Raw genomic sequence first — 19,320 nt, 5'->3', positions numbered from 1 at the left:
GCGCTCACTGGTGGGCCTCGCGTACCGAGCGGGGGCGCATGTCGGTCCAGACGGTGTCGACGTGGGCCAGGCACTCCTCGCGGGTGCCGGCGAAGCCGGCGTCGTGCCAGCCAGCGGGGAGGTCCCGGTCGGCCGACCAGATCGAGTACTGCTCCTCGTCGTTGTGCACGACCAGGAATCGGGGTTCGGCCATGTCAGTTCGCTCCAGGGGTGTCGGGGGTGTGCGGCTCGGCCATCGCGACGGCGATCTTGCGGGGGCCGGTGAACGGCTCCCGGCCGTGGGCGGCGGTCATGTTGTCCACCACCAGCACGTCGTCGCGCTGGTAGTCGAAGCGGACGGTGGCCGCCCGGTAGGCGGCGCGCAGGTGGTCCATGACGTCGGCGGGGATCTCGCCGCCGTCGCCGTAGTAGGTGTTCGACGGCAGGCCGTCGGCACCGAACATGGCCAGCAGGCCCTCCTGGTAGTCCTTCGGCAGGGTGCTGAGGTGGAAGAACGTGGCGTGGTTGAACCAGCGGGGGGTGTCCGAGCCGGGCCGGTGGTGCACCACGTTCCGGACCGCCCGGGTGCGCAGGCCGTCCTTGCCGACCCACTCCACGGTGATCCCGTTCGCCAGCGCGTACGCCTCGACCTCGGCCCGGTTCTCGGTGTTGAACACCTCCTGCCAGCGGGTGCCGAAGTCGCCGTGGAAGTTGCGCACCAGCATCCAGCGCCGCCGGATGAACTCCTCACGCACCGCCGGGTGGATTTCCTGGTAGACCCGGCGCACGTCGGCGAGCGGGGTGGCGCCCTGCGTCTGCGGCGCGGTGATGCAGTAGAAGAACAGGGTCAGCGGCCAGCGCGCCTGGTACGAGTTCTCGTTGTGCAGGAAGATCTCCTCGTCCGGGGGGTAGTCGGTCGAGGTGTAGACCCGGCCCTTGATGGAGTGCCGGGGCGACGAGCGCTCCGTGTAGGTCAGCGGCTCGCCGGAGAGGGCGCGGACCACCCCGTCGAAGCCGTCCACCCCGCCGACGTCGAAGCCGCGGAAGAGCAGCCCGCCGTGTTCGACGAGGGCGGCGCGCAGCTCGGCGCGCCGGGCGTCGATCAGGTCGGTCAGGGCCCGGCCGTCGTTCTCGATGACCACCGGGAGTGTGGTGATCGTGTCGCTCATGCGGCCACCTCGCTTCGCTCGGCAGCCGCATGAGGCTCCAGGGCACTGTGCCTAATGATTCGCTCGCTGCGCTCGCTCATGGTGCGGTGTCTCCTGTTCGTCGTGGTCAGGCGCGGGGCAGTCGCGGGATGGCCGGGATGGCCGCCGGGGCGGCCGGCTCGTCGGCGGGCTGGCTGGCGCGCAGCTCCTCGATCCGGGCGGCCAGCCCGGCCACCGTGGGGGTCTCGAAGAGGCTGCGCATCGGCAGCCGTACCCCGGTGGCCTTGCGCATCGCGGCGATGAGCTGCACCGCGACCAGCGAGTTGCCGCCGAGGGAGAAGAAGTCGTCGTCCACGCCGACCTCGGTCACGCCGAGGCCGTCCCGCCAGACCTGGGCGATCACCTTCTCCAGGTCGGTCGAGGGCGCGGCCGAACCGCCGCCGGTGGCGGTCGGCGCGGAGACCGCCTCGGCCGCCACCTCCAGGCTGTCGGTGGTCACCCGGGCGGCCCGCCGGCGGATGTCCGCGACGGTGCGGGTGGCGATCACCACCTGCGCGCCGAGTCCGGCGGTGAGGCTGCGACGGAACGCCTCCGCCCCGTCCACCGGCCGGATGTCCTCGGTCACCGGAGCCGCGGCGGCGTCGGCCGCGGCGGCCGGGGTCTCGGTGAGGCCCCCGGTCACCGCGCCCTGGTCCACCCGCCGCAGCACGAAGTCGCTGATCGCGACGAGTTCCCGGCCGTCGGTGTCCAGCAGGGACAGGTCGGCGGCCACCACCTCGTCGGTGGCGCTGTCCCGGTGCCGCAGGTGGCTGAGGAAGGACGCCGGCAGCGCCCCGCGCACCACGATCCGGCCGTACGACAGCGGCAGGTAGGTGCCGGAGCCCTGGCCCCGGCCGAACGCGGTGGCCACGTCCAGCAGGGCCGGGTGCAGCCCCCACGAGGGCAGGTCGGCCAGCGCCGCGGCGGGGGCCTCGATCCGGGCCAGCTCCTCCCGATCGGCCAGGTGGTGCTCGGCGAGCGCGGCCCAGCGTGGCCCGAAGGTGAGCATGCTGGTCCGCCCCCGGCCGAACGACGCGTCGTCGTCGACCCGCCGGCCGGCGACGGTGGGCGTACCCGCCGGCGGGGCGGGTTCCGCGATCCAGCCGGCCGCGCCCCGGACGTGGGTACGCAGCTGGCCGGCGGCCAGGCTGGCGACGGTGAAATCCACCCCCTCCTCGGTGGGGGTCAGCTCCACCCGGTACTGGGCGACCGTGCCGTCCGGCACCGAGAACGGCTCCAGGAAGACCACGTCGCGCAGCTCCACCGCGGCCTGCGGGCCGGGAGCGGGCAGCGCGGCGGTCACCGCGGCGCGTACCGACTCCAGGTGGGCGGTGCCCGGCACCACCGGCACCCCGCCGATCCGGTGCTCGTCGAGCAGCCAGTGGGTGCTGGCGGAGACCAGGCCGTGCAGCACGATGCCGTCCGGGCCGGCCACCTTCGTGGTCAGCACCGGGTGGTCGACCGGGCTGGTGACGGTGTCCCGGCCGGCGGCCCGGAACGCGGCGGGCGCGTTGGTCTCCACGGCCATGCCGACCTCGGCCCAGCCGCCCCAGTTCTGCGCCACCACCGGCGCACGGAAGCCGACCCCGGCCCGCGCGAACGCGTCCAGGAAGTTGTTCGCCGCGCAGTAGTCGACCTGGCCGAAGCCGCCGATCACCGCGGTGATCGAGGAGCACAACGCCACGAAGTCCAGCGGCAGGTCGCCGAAGACCTGGGCGAGGGCGAGGGTGCCGGCCAGCTTCGGGGCGAGCACCCGCTCCGCCTCGGCCCGCTCCTTGATCTCCGCCATGCCGCCGCCGGGCAGGCCGGCCGCGTGCACGATGCCGTCCAGCCCACCGAAGTGGCTCTCGGCGGCCTCGCGTACCCGGCGCAGTTCGGCGGGGTCGGTGACGTCGGCCGCGAGCACCAGCACCTCGGCCCCGGCCGCCTCCATTCGGCGGATCGCCGCGATGGCCCGGCCGGCCCGGTCGGCGCCACCGTGCACGGCCAGGTGCTCGTCCCAGTCCTCCCGCTCGGGCAGGCCGGAGCGGGCCAGCAGCACCAGCTTGGCGCGTACCCGGCGGGCGAAGTCCTCGGCCAGGGTGATGCCGAGGCCGCCGAGGCCGCCGGTGATCAGGTAGCGTCCCTCCTCGCGCAGCGTGCCCGGCTCGCCCTCGGCGTCCACGGTGACCTGCTCGTACCCGGTCACCCAGCGCCGGTCGCGGCGCAGCGCCACCTCCGGGTGCTCCGGGTCGACCGGGCTGCGCAGCTCGGCGACCAGGGCGCCGGCGCCCCGCGCGGCGGCGTCCGCGTCGACCAGGCGCACGGTGAGGCCGGGCAGCTCCACCGGCAGCACCCGGGCCAGGCCGGCCAGGGTGGCGTGCTCCGGCCGGACCAGGTCGTCGCCGCGCACGTCGGCGGTGCCGGCGGTGACCAGGTCGAGGGTGCGGCCCGGCTCGTCACCGGTCAGCCCGGCGCCGGCAAGCGCCTGCACCAGGTGCAGCACGCTGAAGAAACCCCGGTCCTGGGCGGCCCAGGCGGCCTCGAGGTCCGTCCCGGCCGGCTCCCCGTCCAGGGCGAACGCGTGCACGACGCGCCGCGGCAGGTCCGCGCCGAGCGCGGCGACCAGGGCGTCGTGGTCCTCGCGGACGCCGGGGCGCAGCCGGAAACCGGTGGCCGTGGCGGCGAAGGCGTCGCCGGCGCGTACCTCGACCGGGTCGTCGCCGGCGGCGCGCAGCGCGGCGACCAGCGCCTCGCCGCGCGGGCCGTCGGCCAGCACAAGACACCGGCCCAGCGGGCTGGTGGTCCGGGCCGGCGCGGCCTGCCGCCACACCGGCACCGCGAACCACTCCGGCAGCGGCCGGGGCCCGGTCTCCACCGGCGCCGCCACCACCTGCTCCACCGGGTCCGGGTCGACCCAGTAGCGGCGGCGCTCGAACGGGTACGTGGGCAGCGGCACCCGCCGCGCGTCCGGGTCGACGGCCAGCCGCACCGGTACGCCCGCGCACCAGAGCGCGCCGGCGCTGCCGAGCAGGGTGGCCAGGTCGCCGGTGGACTCGCCCGGGCCGGGCAGGCTGCCCAGCGGGGTGAGCTTCCGCTGCGCCTCGCCGGCCTTGGCGACCTGCATCCGGGCCAGGTTGGCCAGCTGCTTGCCGGGGCCGCACTCGAGCAGCGCCCAGGTGCCCTCGGCGAGCAGGGTGGCCACGCAGGCGCCGAAGCGGACCGGCTGGCGCAGGTGCGCCGCCCAGTACGCCGGGTCGGTGGCCTGCGCCTCGGTGATCCAGGTGCCGGTCACGTTGGACAGGAACGGCACGGCCGGCGGCCGCAGCGGCACGGTGGCCATCAGCGCGGTGAACTCGTCAAGGATCGGTTCCATCATCGGCGAGTGGAACGCGTGCGAGGTGCGCAGCACCTTGCTCTTGCCCTTGAGGGTGGCGGCGAACTCCTCGACGGCCGCCGTCTCGCCGGCCACCACGCAGGTGCCCGGTCCGTTGACGGTGGCGATGGCGAGCGCCTCGGGCAGCCGGTCGGCGACCGCCGACTCGTCCAGCGCCACGGCCAGCATCGAACCGGCGGGCAGCGAGTGCATCAGCCGGCCCCGGGCGGCCACCACCCGCAGCGCGTCCGGCAGGCTGAGCACGCCGGCCATGGTGGCGGCGACGTACTCGCCGATCGAGTGGCCGATCATCGCGGCCGGGGTCACCCCGGCCCGCTGCCAGGCGGTGGCGAGGGCGTACTCGACGGTGAACAGGGCCGGCTGGGTGTAGCGGGTCTCGGTGAGCTTCTCCCCCGCCGCCGGGTCCCGGCCGAGGATCAGGTCGCGGATGTCCAGGCCCAGCTCGGGGCGGAGCAGCTCGGCGCACTCGTCCACGGTGGCCGCGAACGCCGGGTCCTCGGCGTAGAGCTGGGCGCCCATGCCGGCGTACTGGGAGCCCTGCCCGGAGAAGAGGAAGGCCACCCGCGGGGCGGGGCTGTCGGTGACGCCCCGGTGCCCCTTGCGGGCATCGCGCAGGGCAGCGGCCGCCGCTTGGGGGTCGCCGGCGACGACGGCGGCGCGGTGCGCGTACTCCTGGCGGCCGACCCGCAGGGTGTGGGCGACGTCGGCGAGCAGCCCGGCACCGCCTCCGGCGCTGCCGAGCAGGTCGGCGCCGCCGCCGTTCTCCAGGTGGTCGGCGAGCCGGCGCACCGCCGCGTCCAGTGCGGTGGGGGTCTTCGCCGACACCTGGAGCAGGTGCGCCGGGCGGACCGGCCGCCCGGCACGGTACGCGGCTGGCGCCTCCTCCAGTACCACGTGCGCGTTGGTGCCGCCGATGCCGAAGGAGCTCACCCCGGCCCGGCGCGGCGCCCCGTCGGTGTCCCACTTGGTCAGCGTGTTCGCCACGTAGAACGGGGTGTCGGCGAATTCGATCGCCGGGTTCGGGGTCTCGTAGTTGATGGTCGGCGGGATCAGGCCGTGCTCCATGGCGAGCACCGTCTTGATCACGCTGACGATGCCGGAGGGCTGGCTGAGGTGGCCGATGTTGGACTTCACCGAGCCGATGCCGCACCAGCCCCGGTCGTCGGTGTCCTTGGTGTAGACCGCGGAGAGGGCGGAGATCTCGATCGGGTCGCCCAGCGCCGTGCCGGTGCCGTGCGCCTCCACGTAGCTGATGGTGCGCGGGTCGATGCCGGCCATGCCGACCGCCTGGGCGACGGCCTCCATCTGGCCGTCGATGCTGGGGGCGGTGAAGCCCACCTTGCCGGCGCCGTCGTTGTTGATCGCGTTGCCGAGCACCACCGCGCGGATGGTGTCGCCGTCGGCGATGGCGTCGGAGAGACGCTTGAGCAGGGTCACCCCGACACCGCTGCCCCACACCGTGCCGTTGGCGCCGGCGTCGAACGGGCGGCACCGGCCGTCCGGGGAGGTGAAGCCGTCCATGCCCAGGTAGCCGACGTGCGGCAGCTCGATGTTGACGCCGCCGGCGAGCGCCATGTCGCACTCGCCGTTACGCAGCGCCTCGCAGGCCAGGTGGAACGCGACCAGCGAGGTGGAGCAGGCGGTGTGCACGGTCAGGCTCGGCCCGCGCAGGTCCAGCCGGTACGACACGTTGGTGGCCACGTAGTTCGGGGAGTTGCCGGTGGCGAGGGAGACCGCGCCGTGCGGGTTGCCGCCGACCCGCTTGTTGCGCAGCACGAACTTGTGCAGGTAGGTGTTGCCGCCGGTGCCCGCGTACACGCCGACCGAGCCGTCGTAGCGGGCCGGATCGTAGCCGGCGTCCTGCAGCGCGGTGTAGCAGCTCTCCAGGAACAGCCGGTGCTGCGGGTCGGTGATCTCGGCCTCGCGGGCGGTCATCCCGAACAGGCCGGCGTCGAACTCGTCGTAGCCGTCGACCAGCGGGGCCCGGTTCACCCAGCCCGGGTCGTCGACCTCCTCGGCGGAGGCGCCCCGGGCGAGCTGCTCCTCGCGGGTCAGCTCGGTGACCGACTCCACGCCGTCGACCAGGTTGCGCCAGAACTCCGCGAGGTCGGCGGCGCCGGGCAGGCGGGCGGCGAGCCCGACGATGGCGATCGGTTCGATGCCGTCGTCGGTGGGGTGCTCGGTGGCGATGTCGTTGTTCATCGGGGTCGTCCTTTTGTCACGCGGGTGCCGGGGTGGCCGGCGGGGAGGGTTGCGGCGTCACTGGTGCGGTCGTCGGGGCGGGGTACGCCGGGCCCGGCCACGGCGGGCGGCGGCGCGCAGTGCGGCGCGGGCCAGTTCCGGCCGGTCGGCGGTGCCGTCGAGGCTGGCGGCGAGGGCCCGTACGGTCGGGTGGCGGAACAGGTCGAGCATGGTGATGGAGCGGCCGGTGGCCGCGGTGAGCCGGGCGTGCACCGCGGCGAGCGCCATCGAGTGGCCGCCGATGTCGAAGAAGTTCTCACCGACCCCGACCCGGTCCTTGCCGAGCACCTCCCGCCAGATGCCGGCGATCAGCTCCTCGGTTTCGGTGAGCTCGTCGGGCCCGACGGGCAGCGTGGCCCGCGCCGGCTCGGCGGCGGCCACGGTCATCGCGCCGAGGGCCGACACCCGGACCGCCGGCCGCGGCAGCTCGGCGGCGACCCGGTCGGCAGGCGCGTGCGGATCGGCGGCCAGGGCGCCGACCAGGGCGGCCAGGTCGGCCAGGAGCCCCTCGATCCGGTCCGCCTCGAACAGGTCCGGGTTGTGCACCACCTCGACCCCGGCCCGGCCGGCCCGTTCCACCACATAGACGGTGATGTCGAAGGGCGAGCCGGGCTTCGGCACCGGCACCGGCTCGACGGTCAGGCCGGCGAGGGCGAGGCGGGGCGGCACGAAGTTGAGCACGTTGAACAGCACCTGCACCAGCGGGGCGCGGGAGGTGTCCCGGCCGACGCCGAGCGCCTCGACGATCCGCTCCAGCGGGGCGCCGGGGTGCGTGGTGACCTCGTGCAGTTCGGCGGCGCAGCGGTCCACCAGCTCGGCGAAGCTGGCGCCGCCGCTGCGCACCCGGACCGGCACGGTGTCGATGAAGAAGCCGATGACGTCGTCGAACGCGGCCAGCCGCCGGTCGGCGACGATCGCGCCGAGCACGTGGTCGTCGGCCCCGGTGAGCCGGCGCAGCAGCTCACCGAAGCCGGCCAGCAGCACCGCGGCGACCGTGGTGCCGCGCCGGGCGGCCAGCTCGCGGACCGCCCGGTCAGCGTCCGCGGCGAGCACCACCGCCGCCTCCGCGCCGGCGTACGTCTGCACCGCCGGGCGGGGCCGGTCCCGGGGCAGGTCGAGCACGGTCGGCGCGCCGGCCAGGTGCTCGGTCCACCAGGCCAGGTCGGTGGCGCCCCGGCGGCGGTCCCGGTCGGCCCGCCAGACCGCGTAGTCGGCGTACGTGGCGGGCAGCGCGGGCAGGGCCGGTGGCGCGCCGGCGACCGCGCGGGCGTACGCGGTGGCGAGGTCGTCGTAGAGCAGCGCCTCGGACCAGCCGTCGAAGACCGCGTGGTGCATGGTCATGGCGAGGACGTGCTCGTCGGCGCCGACCCGGTAGACGGTCAGCTGCCAGGGTGGCCCGGTGGCCAGGTCGAACGCGTGCCCGGCCCCGGCGGCCAGCAGGGTGGCCAGCTCCGCCTCGGCGTCGGCGGCACCGGTCAGGTCCACCACCGGCACGGCCACGTCGGTCGGTTCCTCGCACACCGCGTACGGCACGCCGCCGGTCTGCGGGATGCGCCAGCGCAGCACGTCGTGGCGCTGCACCACGGCGCGCAGCGCCGCGCCGAGGGCGGCGGTGTCCAGCGGCCCGCGCAGCCGGTGCGCGACGGCGATGTTGTAGGGCGCGCTGGACGGGGCGAGCTGGTCCATGAACCACAGCCGCCGCTGCGGCGGGGAGAGCGTGGGCGGGTTGCCGGTGGTGAGCCCGTCACCGCCGGCGGAGGCGGCGGCACGGACCCGGTCCACCAGCGCGGCGAAGGTGCGGCCGGTGAACAGGTCCCGGGTGTCGACCTGCCGGCCCAGCTCGGCGCGGAGCGCGGCGACCAGCCGCATCGCGGCGATCGAGTTGCCGCCGGCGGCGAGGAAGTCGCTGTCCGGGTCCGGGGCCGCGCCGAGCAGCCGGGCCCAGAGCCGCCGGACCGTAGCCTCGACCGGGTCACCGCCGGCGACCTCGTCCACCGGGGTGTCCGCGGACCGGGCCAGCGCGCGCAGCGCCGGCCGGTCCAGCTTGCCGGTGGTCGGGCTGACCGGCAGTGCGGCCAGCCGCACCGTCCGGGCCGGCAGCATCGCGGTGGTCAGCCGGGGTCCGGCGTACGCCCGCAGCGCGTCGTCGTCGGGGGCGTCGGCCGGGGTGAGGAACGCGACCAGCTCGGTGCCGGCCGGTCCGGGCACCGCCTCCACGGCGACCCGGTCGACGCCGGGGTGCCCGGCCAGCACCGCCTCGACCTCGCCCAGCTCGATGCGTTGGCCGCGGACCTTGACCTGACGGTCGGCCCGGCCCAGGTAGACGATCCGGCCGTCGAGCGCCTGGCGGACCAGGTCGCCGGTGCGGTAGAGCCGCTCGCCGGGCCGGTCGCCGAACGGGTCGGGGACGAACCGCTCGGCGGTGAGGCCGGGCCGGTTGAGATAGCCGTCGGCCAGGCCGGGCCCGCCGATCAGCAGCTCGCCGGTCTCCCCCGGCGGCACGGGGCGCAGCTCGGCGTCCACCACGTACGCCCGGTGGTTGGGCAGCGGGAGGCCGATCGGCACCGGGTCGGCGTCGGCGGCGGTGAGGTCGCCGCTGACCGCCAGCACGGTGGTCTCGGTGGGGCCGTAGCCGTTGAGGAACCGCCGGCCGGGGGCCCAGCGGGCGACCAGCTCGGCGGGGACCGCCTCGCCGCCGCAGAGCACCACCCGCCAGGACGGCACGTCCGCCGGGTCGAGCAGGGCGAGCACGGTCGGGGTGATGAATCCCCAGGTCACCTCGTGCGCGGCGAGGAACCGGGCCAGCCGGACCGGGTCGGAGCGGTCGTCGGCGCCGAGCAGCTGCACCGCGCCGCCGAGCAGCAGCGGCACGAACAGGTCCATGGTGGCCGCGTCGAAGCCGAGCGAGGCGATGCCGAGGCTGCGTACGCCGGCGTCGGCGCCGGTCAGCGCGGTGACCCCGGTGACGAACTCGACCACGTTGCGGTGGGTGGTGAGCACCCCCTTGGGGCGGCCGGTCGACCCGGAGGTGAACAGCACGTACGCCGGGTCGCCCGGGCGCGCGGGGCAGGGCGCGAGCGGGGCGGGGCCGGGCAGCCCGACCGTCTCGACGCCCGGCTCGTCGCCGAACTCGGTGGCCGCGGCGTCGCCGGCCACCACCCGGACGCCGGCGTCGCGGGCGATCTCGCGCAGCCGCTCGCGCGGGCCGCCCGGCTCCAGGGGCACGTAGCAGCCGCCGGCCAGGAGCACCCCGAGCACGGTGACCACCAGGTCGGGGGTGCGGGTGCCGCAGACGCCGACCCGGTCGCCCCGGCCGACGCCCCGCTCGCGCAGCGCGGCGGCCACCCCGGCGGCCCGGCCGAGGAGTTCGGCGTAGGTGAGCCGCTCGTCCCACTGGCGGACGGCCACCGCGTCGGGGGTGCGGGCCGCCTGCGCGGTGATCAGGTCGGCGAGGGTCGCGTCCGGCCAGGGCAGGGCCTCACCGTACGCGGCGCTGGCGGTCAGGATGTCGGTCACCGGTGGTCTCCCGTGGCTGGATCGGTGATCTGCAGGCGCAGTTCGCTGACGTGGCCGCGCCCCTGCGCGTCGGTCACCCAGGACTCGGCCGGGGCCGGCAGCAGCTCGCTGACCACCACGGGCACGTCCGGGCTGATCCGGTGGGCGGCGTCCACCATGGCGCACAGCGACTGCGCGTACAGCGGGCCGGTCAGGTCGACATAGCAGGGCTTGATCTCGGTGCCGACCTTCACGAACACCCGCTCGGGCAGGCCGGTGGCCGCCCGCCACCGGCGTACCGCTAGGTAGCGGGCGGCCTCGTCGGCGTGCCCGGCCAGCCCGCAAGCGCCCGCCGTGGTGCGCCAGGTACGCCGGGCCACCACCAGCCGGTCGATGGTGATCCGGGGCGTGTGCGGCGCCGGATCGAGCAGCTTGAAGGCGTCCAGCAGCAACGAGTCGAGCAGGCTGGCGAAGACCTCCATGAGCGGCCAGCGGGTGCCGTCCGGGAAGACCGCGGTGAACTGGTCACCGGCGCGCTCCACGGTGACCGCGGTGGCCGGCACCAGCCGGTCGACGTCGGCGCCGTGCGCGGTGTCGATGCCGAGTTCGCGGTCCTCGGGGCCGGTCAGCGCGTACGTGGTGCGGGTGGTCCGCCGGGGGAAGCTCTCCGGCCAGAGCACCCGCAGCCGGGCCGGGCCGAGGTCGGCGTCAAGGGCGGCCCGCAGCGCCGCCGGGTCGGGGTGGAACAGGCCGAAGACGGCGCTGTCGTAGGCGATGTGGGCCGGGTGCAGCTCGCCGAGGACGAGCAGGAAGTCGCCCCGAGCAACCGCATCGAGGGAGGCCGCGCTGAGCTGAACGTCCGGGTTGTGCAACCGGGCCGACGGCCAGCCGGGCCGCGCCGCGGGAAACAGCTGCCGGACCCGCTCGGCCAGGTCGTCGGCGCGCAGCCGCAGCTCCACCTGGTCGGCGGGCAGGTCGCGCAGGCCGAACAGCTGCGTCCACCGCTCGGTGAACGCCGCGCCGGCCCGGCCGATCGGGCCGTCCGGGGCGATCAGCGTGCCCTGGGCCAGCAGCCAGAGGTCGGCCAGCCGCACCGGGCCGTCGGCGGCCAACTCGTCGTGCAGCTCGACGAAGAGCTCGGCGCACCGGGCGGCGACCTCCACGGTGAACCACCGGGCCGTCTGGAGCACCACAGCGAGCGGGGCGGCCAGCGTGTCCAGGACGTCGGCGCCGATGCTGAACTCCAGGTCCCGGGTGGTCTCCTCGTAGCAGACGGTGCGGCCGGCGTACATCTGTCCGCTGTGCCGGGTGGCGGGTCGGCCGGTGACGGCGGTGAACTCGGTGTTCAGCGCGGCCAGGGCGGCACCGAGCCGGTCCGGGTCGCCGGCGGAGGCCGACACCTCGTCCCGGGCCGCGCGGAGCCGGTCGAAGCCCGCCCTCACCTCGGCCCGCACCCGGTCGTCGCCGATGACCGCGATCCGCTCGGCGAGCACCCGCTCCGCGTCCGGGCTGACCGGCAGGTTCGCGCCCCAGCTGAGCCGGCCGCGGTCGACCCACCGGTCGAGCAGCAGGTAGACGTCGTCGGCGCCGTGCACCTCGCCGGCGGCGCGCATCCGCTCGGCCAGCTCGACCGCGGGGGTGCGGCCGTCGCAGGCGGCGAGCAGCCGGGCCTCGGTCGGGGTCAGCGCGATCGGCGGGTGCAGCGGCCAGCGCAGCTGCCGCCCCTCGACGCTCAGGTGGGGTTGCAGCGCCGGGGCCCACCAGCGGCGCACCGCCAGATCGTCGGCGAGCCGGTCGGCGTACGCGATCAGCGCCCACGCCTCGAAGACCACCTTCCGGCGGTCGACCAGCGCCGGGCCGGGCGACAACCGGACCGTGGGCTCCTCGGGGTCGACGGTCCCCCAGCAGACCGGCCCGAAGAACCCGATGGTCTCGGCCTTGCCGCAGTACCGCTGCCAGTAGCGCAGGAGGGCGATCTCCCGCTTGCGGCGGGGCTTGTTGCGCACCGCCGGGTCGGTCCGCAGCAGGCCGTCGAGGGCGACCAGCATGTCCGGGTTCTGCCAGGTGACCGCCTCGCGCAGCAGCGGGTCGGCGGCCAGCTCGGAGGCCACCGCGGAGGACTCGTCGAACGCCTCGCGCAGCGTCTTGTGGAAAAGTTCGGGGCTGCTCGTGCCGGCGAGCAGCGTGTCGGCGGCGGCGGCCGCCTCGGGCGCGGCGAACCGGTCGAGTCCGTCCGCGGGGAAGCCGGCGGTGCGCAGCACCACGTCCCGCCAGACCGACCAGCCGGTCTGCCCGAGCGGCAGCAGGTGGCTCACGCGTCCTCCCCGGGCGTGTCCACGATGTGCAGTCGCAGCTCGCTGAAGTAGCGGTGGCCGGCGGCGTCGGGCACCCAGGCCTGGTCCGGCGTGGGCAGCATCTCGCTGACCACCAGCGACACGCCGTCGCCGCCGTCGACCCGGGCGGCCCGGACCATGGCGCAGAACATGTTCGCGAAGGCGGGGCTGCCCAGGTCCACGAAGCACGGCTTTGTCTCGGTGCCGAGCTTGACGTACACCTGCTCGGGCAGGCCGAGCCGGCGGCGCCAGTCCCGGACGGCGAGGAACCGCTGCCGCTCGCCGGTCGCGGTGGCCAGGCCGCTCTCCTCCACCGTGGTCCGCCAGGTCTGCCGCGCCACCACCATGTTGTCGAGGGTGATCCGGGGCGTGTACGGGGCGGCGGCGACCAGCTTGAACCCGTCCACCGCGTGCGCGCTGAGCAGCTCGGCGAAGATCTCGGTGAGCGCCCAGCGCTGCCCGTCGGAGGCGGTGGCGACGAGCTGCCCGTCGACGTCGGTGACGGCGAGGTCCACGGTGGGCAGCACCCGGCCCGGCTCGCCGCCCGGGGCCGCCTGGAAGGCGAGGTGCCGGTCGGTCGGGCCGGTCAGCGACTCCGAGGTGCGGCTGGTCCGGCGCGGCCAGTCGGTCGGGAAGAGCAGCCGGATCCGCCGCGGGCCCAGGTCCTCGACCAGCGCCGCGCGCAGCCGCTCGACGTCGGGGTGGGACGGGGTGAAGACCGCGCAGTCGAACGACGACCAGGCGGCGTGCAGCTCACCGAGGACGACGGAGTATTCGCCCCGGCGCAGCGCCTCCGCGTCGGTGGCGCAGATCTGCAGGTCGGGGCTGTGCATCACGGCGTTGGACCAGTCCGGCCGGGTGCCGGGGAAGACCTCGTCGACGCGGTCGGCCAGGTCGGCCACCCGCAGCCGCACGTCGGTGGTGCCGGGGGGCAGGGTGTCCAGGCCGAACAGCCCGGCCCAGCGGGCGGCGAAGTCGGCGGCGACGTCGTCCACCGGCCGTTCCCCGCCACCCCAGAACATCCCCTGGGCCAGGAACCACATGTCGGCCAGGGCGACCGGGCCGTCGCCCGCCTCGGCGCGCAGCTCCTCGTAGAGCCCCCGGAACACCTCCCCGTACGCCTCGGCCAGTGCGTTGGCCATCCAGCGGGCGGCGCGCAGCAGCACGTCCAGCGGGGCGGCGAGCTCGGCCAGCAGCGGCGCGCCGAACACCACGGCCAGGTCGCGGGCGGTGTCCTCGTAGCAGATCGTCCGGCCGGCGTACATCTGCCCGGCCCGGCGGTTGGCCGCGGCGCCGGTCAGCTCGGTGAAGGTGGCGTCGAGGGCGTCGAGGGCGGCGCGCAGCCGGTCCGGGTCCCCGGCCGCGGCGGCCACGGCGTCCCTGGCCGCGCGCAGCCGGTCGAACCCGGCCTGGGCGGCCGTGCGGGCGGCCGGTTCGCCGATCGCCGCGATCCGGTCGGCGAGCACCTGCTCCGCGTCGGGGCTGACCGGCAGGGCGGCGTCCCAGGTGATCAGCTCCCGTTCCACCAGGCGGTCGAGCAGTGCGTACCCGTCCTCGGGCCGGCGCAGCCCGACGGCCGGGTCGGCCACCAGGTCGGCGGCGGACCGGTGGCCGTCGGCCGCGGCGAGCAGCGCGGCCTCCACCGGGGACAGCGGCAGCGGCGGGCGCCCGGGGCGCAGCACGGTCCGGTCGTGGACGGCGAGCTGCGGCAGCAGCATCGGGGGCCACCAGCGGCGCACCGACAGGTCCGCGCCGATCCGGTCGGCGTACGCGGCCAGCGCCCAGGATTCGAACCACACCCAGCGGCGGCCGGTGAGCTGCGCGCCGGGGCGTACCCGCACGGTCTCCGGCTGCTCCGGGTCGAGGGTGACCCAGCAGCTGGGCCCGAAGAAGCCGACCGTCTCGTTCTTGCCGCAGTAGCGCTGCCAGTACTTGAGCAGCGCCCGTTCCCGGTCCCGGCGCCGCACGTTGCGGGACGCGTCGCCGCCGCCGCGGACCAGCCCGTCCAGTGCCACCAGCGCGCCCCGGTTCTGCCAGGTCACCGCCTCGCGCAGCAGCGGGTCGGCGGCCAGTTCGCTGAGCCGGTGGGCGGCGGCGCGGACGGCCTCGTCGAACTCCTTGTCGTAGCGGTCCTCGCCGGACCCGGTGGCGAGCAGCTCGTCCGCCGCCGCGACGGCCCGGGGGGCGGAGAACAGGTCGAGGCCGGTGGCCGGGAAGCCGGTGGTACGCAGGATGGCGTCGCGCCAGACCGACCAGCCGGTGTCCCCGAGCGGCACCCGGTGCGCGCCCGGGGCAGCGTCGACTGCCGGTATGTCGGTGGTCGGTGCGCCGGCCAGGTCGGCGCGGATCGCGGCCAGCACCTCGGGGAGCTGGTCGTGCAGGAAGAAGTGCCCGCCGTCGATCTCCTTCAGGGTGAACCCGGCGGCGGTGTGCTCCGCCCAGGCGGCACTGTGCTCGCGGGTGACCGCCCGGTCGTGGGCGCCGCTGAACGCGACGATCGGCACCGGCAGCGGCTCGCCGGGCACGTACCGGTAGCTGTCCACCCGGCCGAAGTCGGCCCGCAGCAGCGGCAGCAGCAGCTCCACCAGCTCGGGATGGTCCAGCAGTTCGGCGGGGAGGCCACCGCCCTCGCCGAGGCGGCGCAGCAGCTCCTCGTCGTCCACCCGGGACAGCCCGTCGAAGAGGCTGGGCGCGTCGACGTGCGGGGCCCGGGCGCCACCGACGTACAGACGCAGCGGCAGCGGCCCGCCGGACCGGCGCAGCTCCCGGACCACCTCGAAGCCGACCCGGCCGCCCATCGAGTGGCCGTAGATGGCGTACGGGCGGTCGGCCCGGGACGCGATGGCGGCGGCCACGTCGGCGATGTCGAAGCGCGGATCCTCGCTGATCCGGTTCTCCCGGCCGGGCAGTTGCACCGGCAGCACCTCGACGTCCGGGCCGATCCCCTCCTGCCACCGCCGGAACGCGCTGGCGCCGGCACCGGCGTAGGGCAGGCAGAACAACCGCACCGGCGCCTGGGGTCGGCTTCCGGCGGAGACGAACCAGTTCACCGCGGACCTTTCTGCACGGGGTCGATCCAGTACCGCTGGCGCTGGAACGGATAGGTGGGCAGCCCGGTACGCCGGACCGTGCCCTCGGGATGCAGGGCGTCCCAGTCGACGTCCCGCCCGGCGACCCAGTCGGCCGCCAGCTCGCGCAGCGGGCCACCGTCGCCGGCGATCCGGGCCTCGGTGTCGAGCAGCACGTCCAGCGCGGCGAGCGCGCCCGGCAGGTCGGCGGCGACCACGGCGGCCCGGTGGGCGAACGCCCGCCGGCCGAGCGCCAGGGTGGCGGCGACCTCGGGCAGCGCCGGGGCGGCGCCGGCCAGGTGGGCCCGCAGCCGGGTCAGCGCGGCCCGCAGCGCCGCCGGGGTACGCGCGGACACTGGCAGCAGCCAGGGGCCGTCGCCCGGGGCGTCGAGCGGCTCGTCCGGCGGGGGCTGCTCCACCACCACGTGCGCGTTGGTGCCGCCGAGCCCGAAGGCGCTGACCCCGGCCACCCGGCGCGGGCCCTGCGGCCAGTCCCGCGCCTTGGTGGGCACGTAGAACGGGCCGGCGGCCAGGTCGATCTCCGGATGCGGGCGGGTGAAGTGCAGGTTCGGCGGGATCACGCCATGCCGCACGGCGAGCACCGCCTTGATCAGCCCGGCGATGCCGGCGGCGGCGTCCAGGTGGCCGATGTTGGTCTTCACCGAGCCCAGCGCGCAGGAGTCGGCGGGCGCGGCGCCGGCGTACACCTCGTGCAGCGCGGCGACCTCGATGGCGTCGCCGAGGGGCGTGCCGCTGCCGTGGCCCTCGACGAAGCGGACCTCGCCGGGGGCGACCTCGGCGGTGGCGAGCGCGTTGGCGACGGCGGCGGCCTGCCCGGCCGGGCCGGGGACGGCGAAGCCGGCCCGCTCCGCGCCGTCGTTGGTGATCGCCCAGCCGGGCAGGACGGCGTAGATCCGGTCGCCGTCGGCCTGCGCGTCGGCGAGCCGGCGCAGCGCGACCACCCCCACCCCGGAGCCGAAGCCGGACCCGTTGGCACCCTCGTCGAAGGCGCGGCACCGGCCGTCCGGCGAGGCCAGCCCGCCCGGGGTGTGCCGGTGCCGGGGCCAGGTGACGGTGACGCCGCCGGCGAGGGCGATGTCGCACTGGTAGTCGGCGAGGCTCTGTGCGGCGAGGCAGACCGCAACCAGCGAGCTGGAGCAGGCGCTCTGCGCGGCGAGGGCGGGCCCGGTCAGCCCGAGCCGGTACGCGACCTGCCCGGGCAGGTGGTCGGTGAACTGCCGGCCGATCAGCCGGGCCTCCCAGTCGTCCGGGTCCACGTCGCCGGCCACCGCGGGGTTGTCGAGCAGGTGGAAGAGGAAGTACCGGTTGGCGGAGGCGGCCGAGTAGACGCCGATCAGGCCGGGGAACCGCGCCGGATCGTGCCCGGCGTCCTCCAGCGCCTCCCAGGCGGTCTCCAGGAAGAGGCGGTGCTGCGGGTCGGTCCGGGCGGCCTCGTCGGCGCCGAAGGAGAAGAAGTCGGCGTCGAAGTCGGCCACCCCGTCGAGCCGGCCGACCGCCCGTACGTGCCGCGGGTCGTTGCGCAGCCCCGGCCCGATGCCGAGCGCGGCCAACTCCTCGTCGGTGTGGTCGTGGACGGAGTCGACGCCGGTGCACAGGTTCCACCAGAAGGTGGCCACGTCGGGGGCGCCGGGGAACCGGCCGGCGAGCCCGACCACGGCGATCTCGTCGCCGGTGTACTCGCGGGCCGCGGCGGCCGGGGCGGCCGGCACGGGCAGCACCGGCGCGCGCACCGCCTCGGGTGGGGCGTCGAGCAGCGCCGCCTGGGCGGCCACCGTGGGGTGGTCGAACAGGCGCAGCAGCGGCAGCCGCACCCCGAAGTGCTCGGCCAGCCGCTGCTGCACCTGGCCGAGGAGCAGGGACTGCCCGCCCACGTCGAAGAAGCTGTCGGTCCGGGCGACCGCGTCCCGGCCGAGCACCGCGCACCAGATGTCGTGCACGATCTGTTCGGTGTCGGTGGTGGGGGCGGCGTCGGCGGGCACCTCGCGGGCCGGGTCGGGCAGGGCCCGCTCGTCCACCTTGCCGGTCACGGTCAGCGGGAACTCGTCGAGCACCACCACCGCGCGGGGCAGCGCGTACGGGGGCAGCGCCGCGGCGAGGGCGGCCCGCAGCTGCGTCGCGTCCGGCCGGGTCCCGTCGGCCGGTCGGGCGTACGCCAGCAGTTCGCCGTCGCGGGCGATCGCCCGTACGCCGGCCACGCCGGGCTGGGCGGCGAGCACCGCCTCGATCTCGGTCAGCTCGACCCGGTGCCCGCGTACCTTGACCTGCCGGTCGAGCCGGCCGAGGCAGACCAGCTCGCCGCCGGGCAGCCGCCGGCCGAGGTCTCCGGTCCGGTACCCGCGCACCCCGTCGGCGTCCACGGTGAAGCGGTCACTGTCCTGGTTGAGGTAACCGGGGGCGAGGTGCCGGCTGCGCACCACGATCTCGCCGGTGTCGGGGGCGAGATCCACCTGGTAGCCGGGGAACGTGCCGCCGATCGGCAGTGGGCCGGTGGCGACGGGGTCCACCTCGGACAGCGGCAGCGCGTACCGGGCGACGAAGGTCATCTCGGTGGCGCCGTAGCCGTTGACCAGCTCGCAGTCGGGCGCGAACCGGTCCCGGCCGCGGGCCGCGTCGGCGTACGTGGCCTGCTCGCCGCCGAGCAGGACCACCCGGACCGCGTCGAGCCGCCGGTCGCCGAGGGTGTCGAGCAGGAAGCGGTAGACCGTGGGCGTGCAGTGCAGGACGGTCGCCCGGTGCCGGTCGAGCTGCTCGACGGCGTACGCGAGGCCCTGCCGGCGCAGGTCGACCGGGACCACGGCGGCGCCGGTGAGCAGTGCCGGGTACAGGTCCGGGATGGCCGCGTCGAAGCTGAACGAGGCGAGCAGGCTGAGCCGGTCGGTCGGGCCGATGGCCAGCGCGGCGATCTGGTTGTCGACGACGTGCGCCAGGTTGCGGTGGGTCTGCCCGACCGCCTTGGGCACCCCGGTGGAGCCGGAGGTGAACAGCACGTACGCGAGCGTGTCCGGGTCGACCGGGACCGGTCGCAGCGGGGCGGGCGGCACGTCGTCCAGCGGCACCACGGTCCGACCGTCGGCGAGCCCGCCGGCCAGCTCCCGGTGCTCGGCGGCGCAGGCGATCGCGTCGACCCCGGCGGCGGCGAGCATGTGGCGCAGTCGCTCGACCGGGAAACCCGGGTCCAGCGGCACGTACGCGCACCCGGCCGCGAGGGCGCCGAGGAGCGCGGCGATGGTCGGCGCGCCGTGCCCGGTGAGCAGGGCGACCCGGTCGCCGGGTCGGACGCCGGCGGCGGCGAGCGCGGCGGCGTGGCCCCCGGCAGCGCCGGCCAGCTCGGCGTAGCTGACCTCGTGGGTCTCGCCGAGCAGGGCCGGACGATCACCGTGCCGCGCCGCGACCTCGCCGAAGCGATTGATGATCATAGAATTTGCCATGTCAGGGGTTTGACGTTTCCCCACGGATGGCAGGCGCGCAGCGATCCACGCTTGTGATCATGATCCCCCCCAGGACTTCACAATGGATGCAGAATAAAACTCAATCTCTCGATGGGAAGGGGATCGATGGAGGTCGAGCCGAAGGGGGGACGGGGGGCTGGAACCTCGGACGGCGGAATTCGTCCGATCATC

Annotated in this window: 7 protein-coding genes; all 7 read right to left on the bottom strand. The window is 75.7% G+C overall.

Translation table 11 applies throughout. The features are described from left to right. Positions 1–4 precede the first annotated feature (4 nt). The 7 genes from ABZ783_RS33095 to ABZ783_RS33065 all read right to left on the bottom strand — a co-directional run bounded on the left by ABZ783_RS33095 (position 5) and on the right by ABZ783_RS33065 (position 19,116). A complete protein-coding gene (locus tag ABZ783_RS33095) occupies positions 5–193 on the bottom strand; it encodes an MbtH family protein (RefSeq protein ID WP_357445585.1) in 189 nt (62 codons plus the stop codon). 1 nt (position 194) lies between these two features. After that, positions 195–1,148: a TauD/TfdA family dioxygenase gene (locus ABZ783_RS33090; RefSeq protein WP_357445582.1), complete on the bottom strand. Its 954-nt coding sequence runs from the start codon at positions 1,146–1,148 to the stop codon at positions 195–197. A 106-nt stretch (positions 1,149–1,254) separates the two neighbouring features. Continuing rightward, positions 1,255–6,744, bottom strand: coding sequence for an SDR family NAD(P)-dependent oxidoreductase (locus ABZ783_RS33085; protein ID WP_357445578.1), 5,490 nt, complete (start codon positions 6,742–6,744; stop codon positions 1,255–1,257). A 57-nt stretch (positions 6,745–6,801) separates the two neighbouring features. Then, positions 6,802–10,299 (bottom strand): amino acid adenylation domain-containing protein, encoded by a 3,498-nt coding sequence (locus tag ABZ783_RS33080; RefSeq protein WP_357445575.1) that lies wholly within the window; start codon positions 10,297–10,299, stop codon positions 6,802–6,804. After that, entirely contained in the window at positions 10,296–12,593 is a 2,298-nt protein-coding gene (locus ABZ783_RS33075) for a lantibiotic dehydratase (RefSeq protein ID WP_357445572.1), read from the bottom strand. The genes ABZ783_RS33080 and ABZ783_RS33075 overlap by 4 nt, the downstream gene beginning before the upstream one ends. After that, complete coding sequence (locus ABZ783_RS33070) at positions 12,590–15,661, bottom strand: thioesterase domain-containing protein (protein WP_357445569.1); 3,072 nt, start codon at positions 15,659–15,661, stop codon at positions 12,590–12,592. Before ABZ783_RS33070 ends, ABZ783_RS33075 begins: the two co-directional genes overlap by 4 nt. Continuing rightward, positions 15,658–19,116 carry an AMP-binding protein gene (locus tag ABZ783_RS33065; RefSeq protein ID WP_357445566.1) on the bottom strand — a complete coding sequence of 1,153 codons (3,459 nt, stop codon included), beginning with the start codon at positions 19,114–19,116 and terminating at the stop codon, positions 15,658–15,660. Before ABZ783_RS33065 ends, ABZ783_RS33070 begins: the two co-directional genes overlap by 4 nt. Positions 19,117–19,320 lie beyond the last annotated feature (204 nt).

Origin of the sequence: Micromonospora sp. NPDC047738 (genome assembly GCF_040642675.1) — a bacterium.
Classification (GTDB): domain Bacteria; phylum Actinomycetota; class Actinomycetes; order Mycobacteriales; family Micromonosporaceae; genus Micromonospora.
The sequence above is the reverse complement of the archived record's forward strand: the minus strand, read 5'-3'. Positions and strand labels throughout refer to the sequence as shown.

Coding starts and splice junctions, on each gene's coding strand:
- ABZ783_RS33065 (WP_357445566.1), bottom strand. CDS start 19,116: ATGATCATCAATCGCTTCGGCGAGGTCGCGGCGCGGCACGGTGATCGT.
- ABZ783_RS33085 (WP_357445578.1), bottom strand. CDS start 6,744: ATGAACAACGACATCGCCACCGAGCACCCCACCGACGACGGCATCGAA.
- ABZ783_RS33095 (WP_357445585.1), bottom strand. CDS start 193: ATGGCCGAACCCCGATTCCTGGTCGTGCACAACGACGAGGAGCAGTAC.
- ABZ783_RS33090 (WP_357445582.1), bottom strand. CDS start 1,148: ATGAGCGACACGATCACCACACTCCCGGTGGTCATCGAGAACGACGGC.